This window comes from Halalkalicoccus subterraneus, assembly GCF_003697815.1.
Lineage (GTDB): Archaea > Halobacteriota > Halobacteria > Halobacteriales > Halalkalicoccaceae > Halalkalicoccus > Halalkalicoccus subterraneus.
In genome coordinates, this window is record NZ_RDQG01000007.1 from 1 (window position 1) to 19,147 (window position 19,147).

Annotated in this window: 22 protein-coding genes and 1 tRNA gene; 7 read left to right on the plus strand and 16 right to left on the minus strand. The window is 65.8% G+C overall.

Annotation, left to right across the window (positions count from 1 at the left end):
* On the plus strand, nt 1-426 hold a 426-nt coding region (locus EAO80_RS01800), incomplete at its 5' end, for a TrmB family transcriptional regulator (protein ID WP_122088235.1).
* Between the two features lie 69 nt (nt 427-495).
* On the plus strand, nt 496-1,647 hold the full coding sequence (locus EAO80_RS01805; RefSeq protein ID WP_122088236.1) for an NAD(P)/FAD-dependent oxidoreductase: 1,152 nt from the start codon (nt 496-498) through the stop codon (nt 1,645-1,647).
* Nucleotides 1,648-1,774: 127 nt separating this feature from the next.
* Here EAO80_RS01805 and EAO80_RS01810 read toward each other — a convergent pair whose 3' ends face one another.
* Genes EAO80_RS01810 through EAO80_RS01835 form a run of 6 tightly spaced genes read right to left on the minus strand, consistent with a single transcriptional unit; the run spans nt 1,775 to nt 5,967 of the window.
* Nucleotides 1,775-2,599: a nucleoside phosphorylase gene (locus EAO80_RS01810; protein ID WP_122088237.1), complete on the minus strand. Its 825-nt coding sequence runs from the start codon at nt 2,597-2,599 to the stop codon at nt 1,775-1,777.
* Nucleotides 2,600-2,635: 36 nt separating this feature from the next.
* Entirely contained in the window at nt 2,636-3,481 is an 846-nt protein-coding gene (locus EAO80_RS01815) for a BKACE family enzyme (RefSeq protein WP_122088238.1), read from the minus strand.
* Nucleotides 3,471-3,656, minus strand: coding sequence for a hypothetical protein (locus EAO80_RS01820; protein ID WP_122088239.1), 186 nt, complete (start codon nt 3,654-3,656; stop codon nt 3,471-3,473). Before EAO80_RS01820 ends, EAO80_RS01815 begins: the two co-directional genes overlap by 11 nt.
* 30 nt (nt 3,657-3,686) lie before the next feature.
* A complete protein-coding gene (gene cdd, locus EAO80_RS01825; protein ID WP_122088240.1) occupies nt 3,687-4,079 on the minus strand; it encodes a cytidine deaminase in 393 nt (130 codons plus the stop codon).
* 33 nt (nt 4,080-4,112) lie between these two features.
* Nucleotides 4,113-5,456, minus strand: coding sequence for a phosphohexomutase domain-containing protein (locus EAO80_RS01830; protein WP_122088241.1), 1,344 nt, complete (start codon nt 5,454-5,456; stop codon nt 4,113-4,115).
* A 40-nt stretch (nt 5,457-5,496) separates the two neighbouring features.
* Nucleotides 5,497-5,967 (minus strand): DUF5793 family protein, encoded by a 471-nt coding sequence (locus EAO80_RS01835; protein WP_122088308.1) that lies wholly within the window; start codon nt 5,965-5,967, stop codon nt 5,497-5,499.
* Nucleotides 5,968-6,170: 203 nt separating this feature from the next.
* Between EAO80_RS01835 and EAO80_RS01840 the strand changes: the two genes are divergently transcribed.
* Nucleotides 6,171-6,806, plus strand: a complete 636-nt coding sequence (locus EAO80_RS01840; protein WP_122088242.1) for a class I SAM-dependent methyltransferase — start codon at nt 6,171-6,173, stop codon at nt 6,804-6,806.
* A 137-nt stretch (nt 6,807-6,943) separates the two neighbouring features.
* Nucleotides 6,944-7,014 (plus strand) — tRNA-Gly (locus EAO80_RS01845).
* 128 nt (nt 7,015-7,142) lie between these two features.
* Here the strand turns inward: EAO80_RS01845 and EAO80_RS01850 are convergent.
* A complete protein-coding gene (locus tag EAO80_RS01850) occupies nt 7,143-9,005 on the minus strand; it encodes an asparagine synthase-related protein (protein ID WP_122088243.1) in 1,863 nt (620 codons plus the stop codon).
* 156 nt (nt 9,006-9,161) lie between these two features.
* Between EAO80_RS01850 and eif1A the strand changes: the two genes are divergently transcribed.
* The 3 genes from eif1A to EAO80_RS01865 all read left to right on the plus strand — a co-directional run bounded on the left by eif1A (nt 9,162) and on the right by EAO80_RS01865 (nt 10,925).
* A complete protein-coding gene (gene eif1A / locus EAO80_RS01855; protein ID WP_122088244.1) occupies nt 9,162-9,446 on the plus strand; it encodes a translation initiation factor eIF-1A in 285 nt (94 codons plus the stop codon).
* Between the two features lie 111 nt (nt 9,447-9,557).
* The gene (locus EAO80_RS01860) at nt 9,558-9,851 is read left to right on the plus strand and encodes a hypothetical protein (RefSeq protein ID WP_122088245.1); all 294 of its coding nucleotides are present in this window, start codon (nt 9,558-9,560) and stop codon (nt 9,849-9,851) included.
* 6 nt (nt 9,852-9,857) lie between these two features.
* A complete protein-coding gene (locus EAO80_RS01865; protein ID WP_122088246.1) occupies nt 9,858-10,925 on the plus strand; it encodes an iron transporter in 1,068 nt (355 codons plus the stop codon).
* Here the strand turns inward: EAO80_RS01865 and EAO80_RS01870 are convergent.
* From EAO80_RS01870 to pheS, 9 genes are all read right to left on the minus strand, one after another.
* Entirely contained in the window at nt 10,906-11,406 is a 501-nt protein-coding gene (locus tag EAO80_RS01870; protein ID WP_122088247.1) for a DUF2243 domain-containing protein, read from the minus strand. The two genes, EAO80_RS01865 and EAO80_RS01870, sit on opposite strands and share 20 nt — an antisense overlap.
* 51 nt (nt 11,407-11,457) lie before the next feature.
* Complete coding sequence (locus EAO80_RS01875) at nt 11,458-11,853, minus strand: universal stress protein (protein WP_122088248.1); 396 nt, start codon at nt 11,851-11,853, stop codon at nt 11,458-11,460.
* 132 nt (nt 11,854-11,985) lie between these two features.
* Complete coding sequence (locus EAO80_RS01880; RefSeq protein WP_122088249.1) at nt 11,986-13,161, minus strand: inorganic phosphate transporter; 1,176 nt, start codon at nt 13,159-13,161, stop codon at nt 11,986-11,988.
* Nucleotides 13,162-13,210: 49 nt separating this feature from the next.
* Nucleotides 13,211-14,011 carry an HD domain-containing protein gene (locus EAO80_RS01885; RefSeq protein WP_122088250.1) on the minus strand — a complete coding sequence of 267 codons (801 nt, stop codon included), beginning with the start codon at nt 14,009-14,011 and terminating at the stop codon, nt 13,211-13,213.
* Nucleotides 14,012-14,048: 37 nt separating this feature from the next.
* Nucleotides 14,049-14,525: a redoxin domain-containing protein gene (locus EAO80_RS01890; RefSeq protein WP_122088309.1), complete on the minus strand. Its 477-nt coding sequence runs from the start codon at nt 14,523-14,525 to the stop codon at nt 14,049-14,051.
* A 61-nt stretch (nt 14,526-14,586) separates the two neighbouring features.
* The gene (locus EAO80_RS01895; protein WP_122088251.1) at nt 14,587-15,579 is read right to left on the minus strand and encodes a glutathione S-transferase family protein; all 993 of its coding nucleotides are present in this window, start codon (nt 15,577-15,579) and stop codon (nt 14,587-14,589) included.
* Nucleotides 15,580-15,611: 32 nt separating this feature from the next.
* Nucleotides 15,612-15,845 carry a hypothetical protein gene (locus EAO80_RS01900; RefSeq protein ID WP_122088252.1) on the minus strand — a complete coding sequence of 78 codons (234 nt, stop codon included), beginning with the start codon at nt 15,843-15,845 and terminating at the stop codon, nt 15,612-15,614.
* A 93-nt stretch (nt 15,846-15,938) separates the two neighbouring features.
* A complete protein-coding gene (pheT, locus tag EAO80_RS01905; protein WP_122088253.1) occupies nt 15,939-17,642 on the minus strand; it encodes a phenylalanine--tRNA ligase subunit beta in 1,704 nt (567 codons plus the stop codon).
* Nucleotides 17,642-19,138: a phenylalanine--tRNA ligase subunit alpha gene (gene pheS / locus EAO80_RS01910; RefSeq protein WP_122088254.1), complete on the minus strand. Its 1,497-nt coding sequence runs from the start codon at nt 19,136-19,138 to the stop codon at nt 17,642-17,644. Before pheS ends, pheT begins: the two co-directional genes overlap by 1 nt.
* Nucleotides 19,139-19,147: the final 9 nt, after the last annotated feature.

The window sequence follows — 19,147 nt, forward strand, 5'->3', positions numbered from 1 at the left end:
GATCGCAATCCTGGGACCATCCGCAACCAGATGCAGAGCCTGAAAGCCCTGCAACTGGTCGAGGGTGTTCCCGGGCCGAAGGGTGGCTACAAGCCCACCGCCACCGCCTACGAGGCCCTCGACGTCCAGCAGATGGACGAGCCCGCCGCGGTCCCGCTCGAACACGAAGGCGAGCCCGTCGAGGGCGTCAACGTCGACGAGATCGACCTCTCGAGCGTTCATCACCCCGAACTCTGCCGGGCGGAGATCCATATCCAGGGCTCGGTTCGCGACTTCCACGAGGGCGATTCGGTGATCGTCGGTCCGACGCCGCTCTCGCGGCTGCTCATCGAGGGATCCGTCGACGGAAAGGACGACACCAACAACATCCTGATCCTTCGTATCGACGATATGAGGGCTCCAGCTGACGACGACGCCGACCACTAGACTGTCAACTACTCACACCCCGATTCGGGTTTCAACAGCTTTGTATCGGTGGCTCGCAGAGGGGCAGACATGACAGAGCAGGTCGTCGTGCTCGGAGCGGGCTACGCCGGTGCCGGAGCCATCTCCGAACTCGAAAACGAGTTGAGCGACGCACAGATCACGTGGATCTCCGATACCGACTACCACCTCGTCCTCCACGAGTCCCACCGTGTGATCCGCGATCCCTCGGTTCGCGATCACATCACCATCCCCGTCGAGGAGATCAAATCGCCCGCTACGCGCTTCATCGAGGGCGAAGTCACCGATTTGGACACCGACGAGCGCATCGTCTCGCTCGACGACGGCACCGAGGTCGACTACGACTACGTGCTGGTCGCGCTGGGCTCCGATACTGCGTACTACGGCATCCCCGGTCTCGACGAGCACTCGCTCACTCTCAAAAGTCTCGACGACGCGCTGGCGATCCACGACGCCGTAAAAACCGCCGCGCGCGACGCGACCCGCGAGGAGCCCGCACAGGTCGCCATCGGCGGCGCGGGCCTCTCGGGGATCCAGGCCGCCGGCGAGGTCGCGGAGTTCCGCGATAAGCACAACGCACCCATCGAGATCTCGCTGATCGAGGCGCTGCCCGAGATCATGCCCGGCCAGAACCCCGAGCTGCAGGGCGCGGTCAAGAAACGCCTGCTCGACGCCGACATCGGGATCATGACCGACGACCCGATCACCGAGGCCGACGAGGAGACCATCCAGTTCGACGAGGGCGAGCCACTGGAGTACGACGTCTTCGTCTGGACCGGCGGGATTACGGGACGGGAATGTCTCGAAAACGCCAACGTCGAGAAGGAGCACAACCGCGTCGTCGCGGAATCGACCTTCCAGACCGACGACGAGCGCGTCTTCGCCATCGGCGACTCGGCGATCGTCGACCAGGGCGAGACCCCCGCACCGCCGACCGCACAGGCCGCCTGGCAGGCCGCCGAGCTCGTCGGCGAGAACATCGCCCGCGCGAGCGAGGGTCGCCCGCTGAAGACCTGGACCTTCGAGGACAAGGGGACGCTCATCTCCGTGGGCAATCGCGCGGTCGCCCACAACGTCCAGGCGATGCCGATCAACACGTTCGGCTGGATCGGCGCCGAAACCCTCAAAAAGGCCGTCGCGGCCCGCTGGATCAAGGACGTCTCCTCGGCGAAGCGCGCGAAGCGCGCCTGGAAGTACCTCTAGCAACGGACCTTTTTACTCGTCGGGTTCGTGCTTCGCGCGAACCGCTCCGAGCAAATAACCTGCACCAAAAAGCGCGGCTCGCTCCCTTCGTTCGCTCGCCGCGTCCGCAGAAATCAATTCGGACAGTTCACTCCAGACTCAGCCCGGCGTGCCACCGCTCCGCACCGGCCTCCGCCTTCACCTCATCCATCCGCGCGAGCAGTTTCACCGCGAGTGACGCCGTCTCGCTCGCGCGTCCCTCGCCTTCCGTCCTGAATTCGCCGGTGATCCGGTTCGCGTAGACCGAACAGACCGCGCCCGCGCGTAGCCCGTAGACGTTCGCGATCGTGAGGATGGTGCTGGCCTCCATCTCGATGTTCTTCACGTTGGCTTCCCTGAGATCGTCGACTAACTCCGTGCTCCCGGCGGCCTCGAACCCCTCGAATCCCGGCCGACCCTGTCCTGCGTAGAAGGAGTCGGCACTCATCGTGATTCCGGTGTGGTAGTCGTAACCGAGGCGTTCGGCCGCGGCGATCAGCGCACAAACCACCTCGTGGTCGGCGCTCGCTGGGTAGTCCTCGCGGACGTACTCGTCGCTGGTCCCCTCCTGTCGGACCCCGCCCGTCGTAATCACCAGATCGCCGACGTCCATTCCTTCCTGGATCGCGCCACAGGAGCCGACCCGGATGAACGTGTCCGCGCCGATCCGCGCGAGTTCCTCGACGGCGATCGCCGCTGAAGGCCCGCCGATCCCCGTCGAGGTCACGCTGATGGGCGCAGCGTCGTAGCTCCCGGTCAGGGTTCGGTACTCGCGGTGGTGGCCCTTTTCCTCCGACTCGTCCCAGAACTCCGCGATCGTCCCGACGCGTTCGGGGTTACCCGGGAGGAGGACCGAGGTCGCGACGTCATCGGGTCCGACCTCGATGTGGTACTGTACCTCCGCGTTGGGGTCCTCGCTGTCGTCGGCTGGCATGTGGCGGGCTTTGCGCCCGCGGCGCAAATAACCGCGTCATTGGACGCCAAGGATCGCCCGCGCCTGCTCGGGCGTGGCGACCGGCCGGCCCAACAGCTCGGCGATGTTTTGAGCCCGTTCGACCAGTTGTGCGTTGCTCTCCGCCTGCTCGCCCGCGCGGATATAGACGTTGTCCTCGAAGCCAACCCTCACATGGCCGCCCAGCAGGACACTCGTGGTCGTCAGCGGGAGCTGATGACGCCCCATCGCCAGTGTGTTGAACGCTGCGCCCGCGGGCAGGTTGTCGACGACGTTCTGGACGTTCCGCGGATGGGCCGGCGTGAGCGTCCCGCCGCCGTAGAGCACGCCCAGATACGGTGGGTCTTCGATTTCCGTACGGTCGAGGAACGCCTCGACCTCGTTCAGATGGCCGGGGTTGAAGACCTCCAGCTCGGGTTTGATCCCTCGCTCATGCATCTTCTCGTGGAGCGTATCGACGGTTCCTCTCGGGTTCTCGCTCGTCAGGTGATGATACCGGTTCACCGGCCCCATGTCGAGGCTCGCCATCTCCGGGGCCGGGTCCGTCCGAAGCGGCTCCAGTCGGTCTTCGAGGGGGACCCCGGTCCCGCCCGTCGAGTGCTGGATCACCATCTCCTCCGTGGCTTCGCGAACCGCCGTCGTCAGTTCCCGAAAGCGCTCGCGCGAGAAGGAGCGCTCGCCGTTCTTCCGGCGGGCATGCAGGTGGATCACCGACGCGCCGGCCGCCTCGCAGGCCGCTGCCGTCTCGGCGATCTCCGCGGGGGTCTCGGGCAGGTCAGGGTGGGTCTCCTTGCCGTGGACGCCGCCGGTCGGTGCGACGGTGATGATCAGCGGCTCGCCCGCCAAGTAGTCGCTATAGCCCATTTTCGTGTGCGCGGTAGATCTCACAGTCGGTCGTGTGATCGAGATCGTAGCGGTCGTTACAGACGTCGGCGCGCATCGGTTGGACGAACCCGTCGGCGGCACCGCAGTATGCGCGTGCAGTCTCGAACGAGCGGCCGTCCCCTTCGTCTCTGTACTCCAGATACGGACAGGTCATGGGACGTATGGGACCGGGGGAGTCTAAAACCTACTCCAGGTGCGCTTGGGTGATCGTGTTCGGGAGCAGTTCCCCGAGGGTGTACTCGTCGTACTCGCCGTCGCGATCGCAGAGAATGGGAAAGTCCTCGTCGCAGAACTCCGCGAGGGTCTGTCTGCACATCCCACAGGGTGTGACGCCGTCGCGGCGGTCGGAACTCACGGCGAGTCTCGAAAAATCGCGGTGGCCCGTCGCGATGGCCTGGGAGATTGCGACCTCCTCGGCGTGGAGGCTGTTGGAGTAGTTCGCGTTCTCGATGTTACACCCGGTAAAAACGGTGCCATCGACGGTTTCGAGGGCCGCCCCGACTCGGTACTCCGAGTAGGGGACGTGCGCCTCGGCGTGCGCCTCGCGGGCTGCTTGAATGAGATCCGCTACGTTCATGCTTCGAGTACGAACGGCGGTATCATAAAAGGCCTATCCGTCGACGGCCGACTCGATGACCGCGGTAGCCTCGGCGATCAGGGCATCGATCTCCTCGCTTTCGGCGTACAGTCGGATGTAGGGTTCGGTGCCGCTTGGCCGCACGAGGAGCCACGATCCGTCGGGTCGTTCGAGACGAACGCCGTAGTCCGTCTCGACTGCGGCCTCGGAAAACGCCGCCGGAAGCGTCGTTTCGAGGCGCGCCATCGTCGCCTCCTTTCTCTCGTCGGGACAGTCGACGGCCACCTTCCGATACGGCCGTTCCGTGATCGGTTCCCGCAGGGGTGCGATCCCCCCGGCGTCGGTGACCAGTCGGGTGAGGATCGCGGCGCTCGCGACCCCGTCGATCCAGCCGCCGAAGGCGGGGTGGATGTGTTTCCAGGGTTCGGCGGCGAATGCGACCGTCCCGCCCGACTCGCGAACCCGGGCGATTCCCTCGTGGAGCGCGCCCAGTCGGACGCGTTCGACGCGCCCGCCCGCGGCCTCGACGCGCTCGTCGATCCGCGCGGAGGCGTTCGGCGTCGTCACGACGACCGGGTCGGCCGCGTCGTTCTTTCGCGTGTAGCGTTCGGCGAGGATCGCCAGTATCGTGTCCTCGTGGACCACCTCGCCCGATTCGTCGACGATCACGATCCGGTCTGCGTCGCCGTCGTGGCCGATCCCGACGTCGTACGGTCCATCCGCGACGAACGCCCGGAGGTCCGAAAGTGTCTCGGGGGTCGGCTTGCTTCCGCGGCCGGGGAAGTGTCCGTCGACGTTGGCGTTCAGCGTCGTGACTGCGGCCCCGAGATTCGAAAGCACCTGAGGGGTCGCGACGCTCGCCATCCCGTTTCCGCAGTCGACGGCGACGCGCAGCCCCACGGGGTCGCCCTCGAACCGGCGCGCGTACTCGACGACCGCCTCCCGGTAGCGATCGAGAACGCTCTCGGTGGTCGATTCGCCCCACGCGTCCCACTCCGCCGGGTTCGTCCCGTCCTGGAGGGCGGTTTCGATCCTCGTTTCCGCTCCACGGTCGTACTCGACGCCGTCCTCGAACAGTTTGATCCCGTTGTCCGGCGGCGGGTTGTGTGAGGCCGTGAGCATCACGCCGTACCGATCCTGCGAGGCGAAGGCGACCGTCGGGGTCGGGACGACGCCCAGCCGGATCACGTCCGCGCCGGCGCTTTCGAGGCCGGCGGCCATCGCGTCGGCCAGCGCCCCGCCGGTTTCGCGCCCGTCACGTCCGAGCACGACGGTCATTCCCGCCTCGCCGGCAGCCTGTCCGACGGCGAGACAGGTCGCGGGCGTTACGCTGTCGCGGACCGGGCCGCGGATACCCGCGGTTCCGAAACGAATCATACGATCCGGCGTTGGGGGGGACGCCTATAGGTTCCGTCGATCACAGCTCGACGCCGCTGGGGATCAGGCTGTGCTGGCGAAGCAGGCTCCCCTCGCGGTCGTAGACCAGAAACGTCGATTTGTCGTAGGTGACCAGCTCCTCGCCGTTCACGAGGATGTCCACCCGGTAGCGCTCGTCGGAGTCGGCTTCCTTTCCGTACGCCCGGGCGGCGCGAATGAACCGCAACACGTCGCTTGCGGTTTCGTTGAGCTCCAGAACGAAATCGCCGGTGACGCGGTTGGTCACGCTGACGACACCGACGGTCCCCTCCTCGTCGACGTCGCCCTGGAGGCGCAGGGCGACGTCGGTCTGTCCCGCCGAGAGGAGTTCGCCGTCGAACCCGGTCAGGCGTTCTTCGAGCTCGTCGGCCGGCCCCTCGAAGTCGATTACGACCGTCGGCGTTGACGGCGAACCCCCCTCCTCGACCCAGTCGACCCCGCGAACATCGAGCGTGAAATAATCGCGCCTCATCAGTCGTCCGGTCGTACGAACCGCGTAGCCAAGAACGTAACGCCCGTCGTCGTTCGGTCGGTAGCTTACGATAATCATACAGATATGATATACCAGTACCCGCACCTCGAACAGGTGGGGCTCCAGACCACCGGCGTGAACTTCGACGGCATCGACACGACGCTGATCGGAGGCGTTTAGCCCCCGACGCTCCGATCCACCCTATGGACGACCCGCGAACCGTCCGCGAGACCTACGACGCCATCGCGAGCCATTTCGCGAAGACCCGCGAGTACGCCTGGCCCGAGGTCGAGGCGTTCCTCGACGGCTCGGAGGGGGCCATGGGTCTCGATCTCGGTTGTGCGAACGGCCGACACGCGGAATTGCTCGCCGCGTGTACCGAGCGCGTCGTCGGCGTGGACGTAAGTCGGGGGTTGCTGGCCGAAGCCCGCACGCGCGCCGAAACCCGAGAGTTCGACGTGGATCTCGTACAGGGCGATGCGGCTACACTCCCGCTACGGGCCGAAAGCGTCGGCCTGGCGGTCTACGTCGCGACGATCCATCACCTCCCGACTCGCGAGCAGCGGGTCGCGAGCCTCGACGAGCTCGCGCGGGTGCTCGCGCCCGACGGCCGGGCGCTGGTGAGCGCGTGGAGCACGGCCCACGGGACGTTCGATTCGGAGGTGGGGTTCGATACGACCGTCGATTGGACGCTGCCGGGCGGCGAGACGGTCCCCCGGTTCTATCACATCTACGCGCCCGACGAGTTCGAGGCCGATGTCGCGGCCAGCGCGCTCGCGCTCGACTCGGTCGAGGTTTCGAGCGGAAACTGCTATGCGGTGGTGCGAGAGAAACAGTAAGGTCCTTAACCGGGGCGGCGATACTGTGGTGTACGCTGCGTTCGCCCCTCGCACCAACAGCAGTTCGGTGTGAAGCGCCGGTGATGAACGAATCCTTCGGATTTGTGATTCTCGGCGCAAGCGAACGGAGTGAGCTTGCGCCGGTGGTCTAGCGGTATGACTATGGCCTTCCAAGCCATCGACCCGGGTTCAACTCCCGGCCGGCGCACTTCTCTGGATTCGCCTCCGCGAGCAACCGCGATAGCGTGTCGCGAACAACGCCGCGCGGGATGAAACCGCCGCAAAACAAGTGTGGAACGCCAGATTCGATACGCGGGCAGTGCGACGAGTAGCCGATTACGGCGTCGGGGCGGCGGTCCGATTATCCCGGGCAAGGCGCCGCGTGACCGGCATCCGTAGGAAGGTCACGAGAGTGTACAGCGCCGCGAGGTTGTCCGCGCCCGCGAGGTGGTCCCGGTAACACTCGTTGACGCCCGCCCAGCTCAGAAACGGCAGCGACCGGATGAGTTCCTCGTGTTCGTCGATCGTCTCGCGGACGAAGTTTTGCGTCCGGATGAGCTCCCCGTGGTTCGTCCACGGGCCGGCCGTCCAGTGGGGCTCTTCGAGCGGTGCCGAGAGGTGACGGCGCTTGAACGCCGTCGCGACCCGACCCACCTCCTGCAGGGCCGAGGGGGCCGACAGTGCCACGTTCGTACTCCCATGGGGGATCGCCGCGAGCTCCGGATCGAGGTGCTCGACGGCCCTGTTGATCAGATCACCGCGTAGCAGCGTCGAAACGGGCGTCGAGAGGAACAGATCCACGAGCCGGTTGTCGAGAAACGGCGTTCCGGTGGGCATCGTCTGAAGCGTCCCGTAGTAGAAGAACTGGGAGGTACCGTTAGTGAGGGGACACCGGCTGCAGATCGTCGCCTCGCGTACCGACCCGTACTCGGCCCCGTGGTCGACGAACCGATCGCCCTCGTCGGAGACGTTTGCGGCGTAGATCTCCCGCATGCTTCGTGAGAGCGCCCCGCTGATATACGAGGGCGGCTCGGAGATTCGTCCGTCGACGAACGCCCCGACGCTTCGAATGTCCCTTTCGACCGGCAGTGAAAACGAGCCGAGCGCGCCCAGATCGACCGTCGGCGTCGGAACGTGGTTGCCCTTGAACAGCATATCGCCGTAGTGGCCCGTAAACAGGTACTCGACGTCCTCGCGGAGGGTTTCCTCGAATCCCGAGGCGTGGATCTGGTTGAAGTAACCGACGAAGTTTCCGACCTGCGGCGTCTTTTCGAGCGCGCCGGCTTGGTAGTCGTGGCCGCGCTTGAGCAGTGTTATCGGGGCGTCCGCGGCCTCAGCGACCCGTTTCGCGATCCTCGCTTCCGGGTTGACCCAGTCGGCGAGGTGATAACACCGGACGTCCCGGCCGGCCGCCCGTAGCGCCGCCAGCGTCAGCCGCGAGTCGCTCCCACCGCTGAGAAGCAGCCCGTACTCCGTTTCGGGGTCGGTCCGCTCCTCGACTGCGCGTACGAGCGTCTCGGCGAGCCGTCGCGAGAAGTACGCCGGCGATTCGTCGACCGGATCGCGGTGCGGGTGCCAGTAGCGGTCCGTTTCCATCGACGCCGTCCTCAAGGAAACGGTCGTAACCGATCCCGGCTGGAGGCGTTCGACGCCCGAAAGCGGCGTTTTCACGCCGAACGTGCGCTGGAGGGTGAAATACTCCGCGAGATACTCGACGTCGAACCCGGTTTCGACGGCCGGGTGTGTCGGGAGGGACTGTACGTTCGTCGAGAACACGACGCCGTCGTCGCTGCGAGAGTAGTAGATCGGCCGGCTCCCCAACCGGTCGGTGAACAACGACACCGATCGGTCCTCGCGGTCGTAAACGACCCCGGCGAACGTTCCGTTGAGCCCCGAAACGAAACCGAGACCACGTTCCTCGTACAGCGACGCACAGTAGGCCGCCGCCGGTTGGTCCACCGTCGTGTAGCCGTCCGGCCCTTCGAACCCCCAGATCGACCCCCACAGCCAGACGACCGTGTCGCCCCGATTTGCCATCGCCGCCGGGCCGCCCGCGTGCGTGGCGATGCCGACCTGTACGTCCTCGTCCGCGTGCTCTTCGAGGGCCTCTCGACCCGTCCACTGGAGATCGGCCGTGAGCCGCTCGCTACGGGTGGCCCGCAGTGGCTCGAAACCGATCTGGCCCCAGAACCCAACCATGGGATTTCCACGAGAGCACCGGCTTTGTACCTTAGTATTTCTCCGGAGATATCCGTAATTCAATTGAGACCTATCGAGTCGGAATCCGGCAACGTCGTCGCCCGCACGAGCGGCCCCCAACACACTATTTAACCGTCTGCCGCACATATTTCACCCATGAGCGAAGAAGGCGGCCGAAAGAACCTCCGGATGCCCGACGACGACGAGATGTTCGCCGTCGTCACCAACATGCTCGGTGGCGGGCGCGTCAGACTCCAGTGCAACGACGGCAAAGAGCGCATGGGCCGGATCCCCGGTCGAATGCGCTTTCGCACCTGGATCAACGAGGGAGACGTCGTCCTGATCGAGCCCTGGGACTGGCAGGACGAGAAAGCCGACATCGAGTGGCGGTATAAGGGTCAGGACGCGGACCAGCTACGCCGCGAAGGCCACATCGACTGAACCCCTTTCGAGAACGCGTCCTCTTCCGGCGAGCGCCGGCTCTCCCGATCGAATCGGGGTGACGGGAAGAGCATGCCTCAGGGTTTTCCCGCTGGCGGGCGTTCGTCGGATATGGACGAGATGGACGTTCCTGACCCCGAACTCGGTACCGCGACGATCGTCTTCGAAGCGCCCGACGGCGAGGTCGATCAGATCTCCGTCGAAAACGAATACATCGTCTTCTTCCAGGAACACTGGCAGGTCAAAGCCGGCGAGGACGACGTGGGCAACGACATCGTCCGCCGGATCCCCAAAGAAAAGGTTTACTACGTCGAGCGCTCCGTCGAGGAGTTTCAGGACCGGATCGACGCGCTGCTCGACCGGGCGAAGGACCGCTTCGACCTCGACTCGCTCAACCTCGGCTGAGTCGGTATGCGACGCCGTGCCGCGCTCCGCTCCGGAGTCGCTCTGTTCGGCGGAGCGACGTTCGCAGGCTGTCTCGACGGACTCGACACCCTCGGCTCGGAGTCGGCGTGGCGTGATCTGGTCGTCGACCGTCCCGACGAGATCTACGTCCCGCCGAAAGTCGACGGCATGCTCGACTGGGGGACGGTCGGGACCGACGGGTACGCACTCTCGGTCTCGGCGACCCGTCCGCATCGCTTCTGGACGATCGCCGGCCGCGAGACGAACCAGATCGCCATGCGGGAGGCCCACTCGGTCCACCTGATGGTGTCTGTCTTGGAGCCCGATACCCGTCGGTTCGTTCCGGCCGAGGTCCGAGTCTCGATCCGCCGCGGCGACGATCGGGTGCTCGATCGCGCCCTCTGGCCGATGCTCTCACAGCGCATGGCCATTCACTACGGCGACAACGTCGCGCTCCCCGACGCCGGACGCTATCGTGTCGTGATCCGGGTGCTTCCCCGCGGGACCGGGCGGTTCTCGGAGGCGTTCGAGCCGACGACGGTGACCGTCGAGTTCGAGTACGTGCCCGACGAGATCGAGGGGGTCGAGCAGACGATCATCGAGGAGTCCCGCCGCGGACGCCCCGGTGCCGTCGAACCGATGGGCCACAGTCGCGACGAGGCGGCCCACACCGGGCCGGGCGGTCACCCGCCGATTACGATGTCCCCGTCGCCGGCGTCGTTTCCGGCCGTGCTCGCCGACGAGATCCGTGGCGATTATCGGATGGTCGTCGCGCGAGCTGACCACACCTCGGGGCGATACCTGTTCGTCTCGCCGCGAACCCGATATAACGGGTTCCCGCTGCCGTTCGCGTCGTTTACGGCACGAATCGAACGCCCGTCAGGGACCACATCGCTCGCATTGACCGAGGCGACTCACCCGGCGTTCGGGCACCATTACGGGGCGGTCGTCGACCCGCTTTCGGCGGGAACGACGATCGCGGTCGATCTCGACGTGCCGCCACAGGTCGCGCGCCACGAGGGCTACGAGACGGCGTTGTTCGACCTCAGAGCGCTCAGTCTGCGGGTTCCGTAGCCGGCTCGCGCGGTTCGACGGGCGGCGCGGCACGTCGCAGCACGGCCAGCCCGGCTCCGAGCAGGAGCAGGCTGACGACGACCCATGGGGGGTTCCAGACCTCGGTACCGTGAAGCACGTCGTGCAGCCCGAGCAGGTAGTGGTCCACGACCCCGTCGAAGAGGTTGAACACGCCCGCGCCGACCAGCGACGCACCGACGAGGGCGAGCGAGGAGAGGGGACGGTTCGCCCGGTTGACGGTTCGCCAGAGCACCGCCGCGCCGACGCCGGCGATCGCGAGCATCGACAGCGAGAACAGCCCGTCGAACATGACGTTCGTCCGGAGCCCGTCGTAGGTCAGCGGGTCGTAGAACCCCGACAGGAGGTGGTGTGTCTGAAGGATCTGGTGGAAGAGTATCACGTCGAGCAGTGCGCCGAGTCCGAATCCGAAAACGCCGCCCCACAGCAGGATCGAGCGTCGCTCGCTCGTGGTACCGGTCATGGACGTGATCCGTCACTCAGCCCCAAAAGGATGTACCCGGAGCGTGCCGTCTCACGGGATGAGCGTCACGGGCAGGTCGCTCTCCTCGATGACCGCCTCGCTCGCGCTGCCGACGACGAACCGTTCGAGCCGCCCGCTGGTCGCCCGCCCCATGACCACGTGGTCGTAGCCCCGCTGCTCGGCGAGGTCGACGATCCGCTCGCCCACCTTCCGGGCGGCCCCCGACTCGGTGACGACCTCGGTCTCGATCAGTTCGGGCTCGACGTCGAGACCGCCCTCCGCGAGCGCTGCCCGGACGCGTTCGAACAGCTCGTCGGTCTCCTCGGTCCGTTCGGCGGCGAAGTGTACGACCGCCAGGTCGGTGTCGAACCCGCGGGCGAACTCGATGCCGAAGCGGAGCGCGTCGAAGCTACTGTCCGAGCCGTCGACCGGGACGAGGATCTGCATACGTCCGCCAACCACCCGCCGGATGAAAAGTGGATACGATTTCGTCCGGGCCCGCGCTTTCGAAATGGGCCGTGGGCTCTGCGGGCGGAGGGTGACGACGAGCAACCGAGAGCGGGTCGGGCGGTTGCGTGACTACAGGCCGAACAGCGGTACGAACCGGAACGTGAGATAGGCGCCGGCGGTCGCGAGTGCGGGGACGAAGTTCTGCAGGAGGATGACGCGGGCGGTCGTCTGGGGGTCGAACAGGTCAGCGGTTTTGGGGATCTCCTCGGGCCGTTCGTCCCCGATCTTCGGGAGCGTCTCGCCCTCGCGATCGGCCGCCAGCGCACCGACAGAGACGTTGGTCGGCTCGCGCCCGCGCACGCCAGCCGAGATCGTCGTCGTACGGGTCGCGCGCCCCCAGCCCAGACCGATGATGCTCATCGTGGCAACGACGACGAAGCTCGCGGGGATGCCGGCAGCCGACAGCAACGAGATGATGGTCGCGCTGACGACCGCGACGATGATCGCGGCGGTCAGCGGGAGGTCGGTGATGTCGTTGCCGAGCGTTTCGAGGGTGCGTCTGGCGATCGTAAACGCTCCCAGCCCGGTCGCCGCGGCCGCGAGTATAATCGCGGGGTTCATCGCCAGATCGCCGCTTCCGACGAGGGGGGCGACCGCGTTGGCGACGTTACTGGCCCCCGAACTGAACGCCATGTAACAGCCGATCGCGATCAGTACGAACGTGCCGACGACCTCCCGGCGGTTCGCACTCTCGCCGGTCGTGACCCGCGGGATCGACCCGGAGCGGTCGATGACGAACGTCGGTTCGTCCGAGCGCGGGATCGCGACCATCTGGTTGAGATAGCCGTAGCAGTACCGCCCGATGACCCCGCTGACCCAGAAGGCGATCACCGGCGCGACGAGCCACCACGTGACGATCACGCCCATCGTCGCCCAGTTGATCTCGCCGGTCGCGATCCCCAGGCCCGCGATCGAGCCGACGGCGCTCATCGAGGTCGAGGCGGGTACGCCGAAGACGTTGCCCACGAACAGCGCCCCTCCGACGAAAAAGAGCACCGTAATGGAGACCTCGAGGCTGAACAGCGAACTCGGGACGATGTCTCCGCCCAGCGTGGCGACGACCTCCCGGCCGAGGGTCCACCCGCCGACGAAGAAGAACACCGTCATTAACGCCGCTGCTCCGACCTTCGAGATCGCGTTCGAGCCGACCGCGGGGCCGAAGGCGGGGCCGGTCGTCGCGCCACCGATGTTATAGCCGACGAACGCCGCAACGAGAATACCGACGACGAGAAGAACCTCTACCATAGTTGATCGACGGCTCGACCTCAGTTAAGCGGTGTCATTGACGCGCGCCTCAGAGTTCGAGGCGCTCGACGAGTTCGTTCTCGCTTCTGGTGTTGAGTGCGACGATCCGGACGAACTCCTCCAATCCGGAGTCGTCGAGTTTCGCCTTCAGCAGGCTGTCGACCTGATACACCCCGGCGGCATCGGTCATCTCGATCTCGACGTGAACCGGGACGTCCTCGCCCTCGTGAAGCACGACGCGCTGGATCGCCTGACTCGAGACGGTGTTGATTCCCCGCCCGCCGCGCTCGTAGGGATTGCGCGAGCGCCCGCGTTCCATGTCCAACCCGTCGCAGATCCGGATGACGCCCGCCTCGCGGGTCAGCGGGACCTCCTCGGTATGGTGACAGAGGATCGCGTGCAGCACCTCGCCCTTGATCCGGACCTGTTCCCCGATCCCGTAGAACTCCGGGAGGATCCGGTCGAGGACGTCCGCGGCCAGTGGGATCGAGTAGTAGGTGTGGTCCGAGCGGTGGACGACGTGGCCGATGTCGTGGAGTTTCGCGGCGAGCGCGAGGATCACCGCCTCGTCGGCCTCCTCGAGGCCCTGATCGCGTGCGCCATTGAACTCGACGCCGCCGCGCTTGAGCAGGTCGTAGAGACAGAGCGCGCGGTTGAGCACGATCTCGATGTGTTTCTCGCCGTGGTCGTTGTAGCGCATCCGGGTGACCGGGTTGACGTTCTGGGCTTCGAGGTACGCCTGGATCTCCTCGTCGTTCTCGACGAACGAGAGGACATCGTTGACCCGCTCGTCGGGGAAGGCGTGGTCGGCGTCGGGATCGTAGCGTCTGTTGGCGCTCGTCTCCGTCATATCCGGCGATCCGTCCGCGAGGTAGAAAAACCCCCCTTTACGCGGCGTCGCTTGCGGCCTCGGCGACCTCGTCGTAGTCGGGTTCGGCGCCAGGGTCGTCGCTTACCCAGGCGTAGGTCACCTCGCCATCCGAATCGAGGACGAACACCGCACGTTTGGCGACGCCGTGATACCCCATGTCCGCGAAGTCCATCTCGACGTCGTAGTCCTCGATGATCCCCTTGTTCGTGTCGCTGATCAGATCGAACTCCAAGTCCTCCTGTTCGCGGAACTCGTTGAGCGCGAAGGGGGTGTCGACGCTCACTCCAGACAGGGTCGCGCCGCTCTCCTGGAGTCGGTCGAGGTCGTCCTGGAGCGTGTTCATCTCCGAGGTACAGACGCTCGTAAACGCTCCGGGGAAGAACGCCAGCACGACGGGGCCGTCCCCGAGGTTCTCCGAGAGCGTGAACGGCTCGACGTCGCCGTTCGCGAGCGGTGCGGTGAAGTCGGGTGCGGCGTCGTCTACGTCTACCATGCTCGGAACGACGACGGCCACTCGGAAATCCGTTGTGTTCGCGGCGAACCGATCTTCGGCCTCAGTCCGCCCGAACCAGCGCCGCCGGGGGCTCGCCGTCGAGTTCGTCGCGGTCGTGGGGCGCCTCGAAATCGAGGTCGGGTCCGCGGGCGATGATCCGCGATGGGGTCACGTCCGGGTGGGTGGTGTAGTAGTGTTCCTTGATGTGGTCCATGTTCACCGTCTCGGCGACGCCCGGGGTCTGGTAGAGATCACGCAGGTAGGGCCAGAGGTGCTCGTAGTCCTGAATCTGCATCACGTTACACATGAAGTGGGTGTGGTACACCTGGTCGAACCGAATCAGCGTGGTGAACATGCAGACGTCGGCCTCGGTGAGTCGGTCGCCGGCGAGGTATCGCTGCTCCGCGAGGACCGAGTCCCAGCGATCCAGCGCCGAGAACAGGTCCTCGATGGCGTCATCGTAGGCCTCCTGGGAACCCGAAAAACCCGCCCGGTAGACCCCGTTGTTGATCGGCTCGTAGATCGCGTCGATGACTTCGTCGATCTCCTCGCGATACCCCTCGGGATAGAGGTCGACGTCGCGGGTCGCCTCCCGTTCGAACTCGGTATCGAGCATTCGCAGGACCTCCCGCGATTCGTTGTTGACGATGGTTTCTTCCTCCGTGTCCCACAACACGGGTACCGTGACCCGACAGGTCACGTCGGAGTCGGCCCGGACGTAGAGTTCTCGAAGGTAGTCCGCGCCGTGGACGTGATCTTCGGTGCAACCGTCCTTATCGGGGGTGAACTGCCAGCCCTCGGCGTCGCGAAACGGATCGACCACCGAGACGGAGATCGCGTCCTCCAGGCCCTTCAGCGATCGTGCGAGCAGCGTCCGGTGGGCCCACGGGCAGGCATACGAGACGTAGAGGTGATATCGGCCCGACTCGGCGGGGAACCGACCCTCATCGCCGATCCAGTCGCGAAAGGTAGTCTCCTGGCGTTCGAACGCCCCGTCGTCGTTCGTCGTCTCGTAGGCGCCGGTTCGCCACTCGCCGTCGACAAGCTGATTCACGTCGATCCTACGGTGTGGAGCTATAAAACGCCTCAGCCCGCGTTCGGGACCGAGGTGATCACGTACCACTCGTCCCACTCCTCCTCGTTTTCGGGGCGCGACCGACGCTCGACCTCGACGCCCACCGCGTCCGTGGCGTGATCGGAACAAACCGGCCGTACCGTGTCTCCGACAGCCTCGACGTAGATCCCGCCCTCGGGGTCGAGTTCGGCGTCACAGTCGCGGCAGGTGAGCGAGGGCGGGAGGGTCCGACCGATCAGGTCCATGGTGGTCGAACGCCCGCTACCGTGATAAGTGATGGCCACCCCCCGTTTCGAAACGAAAACGCCGCCACGGCAACCCCGCCTGGAGGCGTCTACCTACTCAAGCGCGTCCAGTCGGAACTCGAAGGCCGCGACCGGGAGTTCGAGGTCGTGCTCGACGAGTACCTCGGGGTGGATCTCGCCGACGACACCCACGGAGCGTCCGCCGATGACTACCGCCGCGGCCCGTCCGTCGACGAACGCCGGGTGGGTCGTGGGCGGCGTTTCGAGGTCGACGTCGAACGCGCGGACGATCGCCTGCAGGCGCCCCTTCGCGTCCTCGTAGGAGGCGTCGGTCCGTGCGAGCACGCCGGCGACGGTCCGGCGCTCGGCGACGCCCGTCTCACTCGCACCGTCGAGTTCGGCGGCAAAGCCGACCTCCGTGAGGTCCTGTGGGTACGATCGGTGGGTGTTGTTCTCCAGTAAGATCAACAAGGAGGGCAGCACCCACGTCCGAACCATGGTGTAGTCCTCGCTATAGGGTTCCTGAATGGTCGCCGCTTCACCCGCACCGAGGACTTCGTCGCTGGAGCCTATCCGCATCCGTTCGTAGTTTTCGGCCCCGTTGATGAGGTGGAAGTTCAGGGTGTCCTCGAAGCCGAGCCCCACAAGCACGTTTCGCACCGCGTCCTCCAGTCGGGTGCGCTCGTGGCGCCCGCCGACGGTGCCCACGTCGGGATAGGTAGGGATCAGCCCGTCGAAGCCGTAGGCGCGACCCACGTCGTCGATCAGGTCGACGGGATGCAGGACGTCGACGCGATACGGTGGTATCCCGACGTCGTAGGCGGTCTCCTCGCCGAGCACCTGCGTCGGGGAGAGCCCCGCGCGCTCGAAGCAGTCGATCACCGTCTCGGGTTCGAACTCCATGCCGAGCATCCGTTCGATACGGTCGTGGGAGACGCGTTTCTCGCGGATCTCGAACTCCGGACGAACGAGGGTCGAATCGGGATACTCGACCTCGACCTCCTCGATGGTCGCGCCACGGGCCGACAGCGCATAGCAGACGATCGCGCACATCTTGTCGATGGTCCACTGGTCGGTGCCGGTGAGTTCGACGAACAGTTCCCGTGAATCCGTCGAGACCTCGGTCCGGCGGCCGTTGATCACCGGCGGGAACGAAAAGAGCCCGAGTTCGTCGTAGATCGCCGGATATCTCTCATAGTCGCTCACGAGATCCGCGTACTCCCGGCCCGTGGGATGCTCTTCGAGGACTTCAGCGGGCGTGAGTTCCGCGTTCGAATCCAGCGGGACGAACCGCGGTCCGTCGGGGGAAACGCCCGTATAGCGGATCGACGAGCCCGTTTCCTCCGAGAGGGATTTCCCCTTCAACATCGTGAGGTCGTGGATCCCGATCGCGCCCTTCGCGCGCTTTCGACCCATCGTCGCGTGGAGCTTCTCCTGGAGCTGGATCAGCGAGTCCAGCCCCGCCTCGTCGAGGTCGACCCCCCGAATCACCGCGCCGGTGACGTAGGGCCGTTCCTCGGGGACGTCGTCGATCTCGATCGTCCAGTCGGGATCGTTCGTCGGCGGGACGTAGACGCCCCGCTCCTCGCCGTAGTGGTATCGCAGCGAGCGTGCGACTCCCTCGACCGAGAGGCGGTCCAGCCGGTCGGGCGCGAACTCGAACTGGAGCTCGCCGTCCTCCGTCTCGCCCTCGTACTCCAGACCCAGTCCGAACAGGTCGTCCTTGAGCCGGTCGTCGTCCTTGTCGGTGCCGGTCAGCTGTCGCAGTTCGTCGGGGTCGATGTCGACGACGGGCATCAGTAGATCACCTCCGCCTCGCGCAGGAACTCGATGTCCGCAAGCGTTCCGTGGAGGTCGCGGATGTCCTCCGCGCCCGTGATCAGCATGGCCAGCCGTTCGAGGGCCAGTCCCCAGGCCATCACGTCACAGTCCACGCCGAGCGGTTCGAGCACCTCGGGGCGGAACATCCCCGAGTTCCCGATCTCGATCAGCTCGCCCGTCTCCGGGTGGTGGCCGAACAGCTCGAAGCTCGGCTCGGTGTAGGGGTTGTAGTGGGGTTTGAACTGCAGGTCGGTGATGCCGAACCGTTCGTAGAACTCGGTGAAGGTCCCCTTCAGATCGCGCACCGAGAGGTCCTCCGCCATCACCCAGCCCTCGATCTGGAAGAACTCCAGCAGGTGGGTCGGATCCAGCGTGTCGTTCCTGTACACTTTCTCGACCGAGAAGTACCGCTGGGGCGGTTCGAGTTCCCCTATCGCCTCGCCCGAGAGGTATCGCATCGACAGCGAGGTAGTGTGACCACGAAGGGCGATCTCGCGGGCCATCTCTTCGGACCACGGCGAGTGGTAGCCCTCACCGTCCGTGCCGACTCCCTCGAGATGGGCCGAGCGCACGCGTTCGAGGAGGTCCTCCGGAAGGCCGTCCATCCGCTCCGGGCGTTCCAGGGTGAAGCGATCCCAGTGGGTTCTGGCGGGGTGGTCCTGGGGCATGAACAGCGCGTCATTGATCCAGAAATCCGCGTCGGCGTGTGGGCCGTCCATCTCCTCGAAGCCCATACCAACCAAAACGTCCTTCACGCGGTCTGCGGTCTGGCGCAGGACGTGTTTCTTTCCTCCAGTCACCTCGGCGGCGTCGGCCTCGACGTTGTACTCGGCGAACTCCACCTCCTCCCATTCGCCTGTCGTGAGTAGTTCGGGGGTGATCTGGCCCACCGTCTCGCTCTCCTCGACGCCCTCCATCAGCGCGGTGACGCCCTCGTCCGTGAGCGTCACCGAGCGGACCGTCGACTCCCGCCGGGAGACGAGGTCGCGCCGGACCAGGTCGTCGAGGACTGCGTTGGGCACGGGCTCGCCGGCGTCGATCAGCGCGAGCGCGTCGGCCTCCTCGTCCTCCTCGTGATCGCTCGCCAAGAGCTCGCCCGAGTCGATCTCCCCGTACCCCTTCCGGGCGTAGTTCGACAGCGCGATGTCGACCTCCTCGCCTTCGAGTCCCGATCGATCGATGACCTCGCCCATCGGGGCGGGCTCCTCGTCGGCGTCGAGGTCGAGGGCGGCCTCGTAGAGCCGGCGTTCAGGGAGTCCCATTTCAACGTACTCTTCGCCCTCCTCGGTGAGCGAGACGTCCACCAGTTCCTCTTCCGAAACGTCGAGCAGGCCCTCCTCCTCGAGGCCGAAGACCACCCCGGTGACGGTCTCGGGTTTTTCGCCGAGTTCCTCGGCGAGCCGTTCTATCGTGCGGTCCTCGGTGGCGCTGGCCGCCTCGAGGACCGCCACCTGTGTCGATGGCAGTCGCATTCGTTGTGT

Excerpts from the sequence above, each read along its gene's own strand:
- EAO80_RS01875 (WP_122088248.1), bottom strand. The coding sequence starts at position 11,853 with ATGCAGATCCTCGTCCCGGTCGACGGCTCGGACAGTAGCTTCGACGCG.
- pheT (WP_122088253.1), bottom strand. The coding sequence starts at position 17,642 with ATGCCCGTCGTCGACATCGACCCCGACGAACTGCGACAGCTGACCGGC.
- cdd (WP_122088240.1), bottom strand. The coding sequence starts at position 4,079 with ATGAACGTAGCGGATCTCATTCAAGCAGCCCGCGAGGCGCACGCCGAG.
- EAO80_RS01830 (WP_122088241.1), bottom strand. The coding sequence starts at position 5,456 with ATGATTCGTTTCGGAACCGCGGGTATCCGCGGCCCGGTCCGCGACAGC.
- EAO80_RS01835 (WP_122088308.1), bottom strand. The coding sequence starts at position 5,967 with ATGAGGCGCGATTATTTCACGCTCGATGTTCGCGGGGTCGACTGGGTC.
- EAO80_RS01885 (WP_122088250.1), bottom strand. The coding sequence starts at position 14,011 with ATGACGGAGACGAGCGCCAACAGACGCTACGATCCCGACGCCGACCAC.
- EAO80_RS01815 (WP_122088238.1), bottom strand. The coding sequence starts at position 3,481 with ATGGGCTATAGCGACTACTTGGCGGGCGAGCCGCTGATCATCACCGTC.
- EAO80_RS01820 (WP_122088239.1), bottom strand. The coding sequence starts at position 3,656 with ATGACCTGTCCGTATCTGGAGTACAGAGACGAAGGGGACGGCCGCTCG.
- EAO80_RS01890 (WP_122088309.1), bottom strand. The coding sequence starts at position 14,525 with ATGGTAGACGTAGACGACGCCGCACCCGACTTCACCGCACCGCTCGCG.
- EAO80_RS01900 (WP_122088252.1), bottom strand. The coding sequence starts at position 15,845 with ATGGACCTGATCGGTCGGACCCTCCCGCCCTCGCTCACCTGCCGCGAC.
- EAO80_RS01810 (WP_122088237.1), bottom strand. The coding sequence starts at position 2,599 with ATGCCAGCCGACGACAGCGAGGACCCCAACGCGGAGGTACAGTACCAC.
- pheS (WP_122088254.1), bottom strand. The coding sequence starts at position 19,138 with ATGCGACTGCCATCGACACAGGTGGCGGTCCTCGAGGCGGCCAGCGCC.
- EAO80_RS01805 (WP_122088236.1), top strand. The coding sequence starts at position 496 with ATGACAGAGCAGGTCGTCGTGCTCGGAGCGGGCTACGCCGGTGCCGGA.
- EAO80_RS01860 (WP_122088245.1), top strand. The coding sequence starts at position 9,558 with ATGGACGAGATGGACGTTCCTGACCCCGAACTCGGTACCGCGACGATC.
- EAO80_RS01870 (WP_122088247.1), bottom strand. The coding sequence starts at position 11,406 with ATGACCGGTACCACGAGCGAGCGACGCTCGATCCTGCTGTGGGGCGGC.
- eif1A (WP_122088244.1), top strand. The coding sequence starts at position 9,162 with ATGAGCGAAGAAGGCGGCCGAAAGAACCTCCGGATGCCCGACGACGAC.
- EAO80_RS01850 (WP_122088243.1), bottom strand. The coding sequence starts at position 9,005 with ATGGTTGGGTTCTGGGGCCAGATCGGTTTCGAGCCACTGCGGGCCACC.
- EAO80_RS01840 (WP_122088242.1), top strand. The coding sequence starts at position 6,171 with ATGGACGACCCGCGAACCGTCCGCGAGACCTACGACGCCATCGCGAGC.
- EAO80_RS01880 (WP_122088249.1), bottom strand. The coding sequence starts at position 13,161 with ATGGTAGAGGTTCTTCTCGTCGTCGGTATTCTCGTTGCGGCGTTCGTC.
- EAO80_RS01865 (WP_122088246.1), top strand. The coding sequence starts at position 9,858 with ATGCGACGCCGTGCCGCGCTCCGCTCCGGAGTCGCTCTGTTCGGCGGA.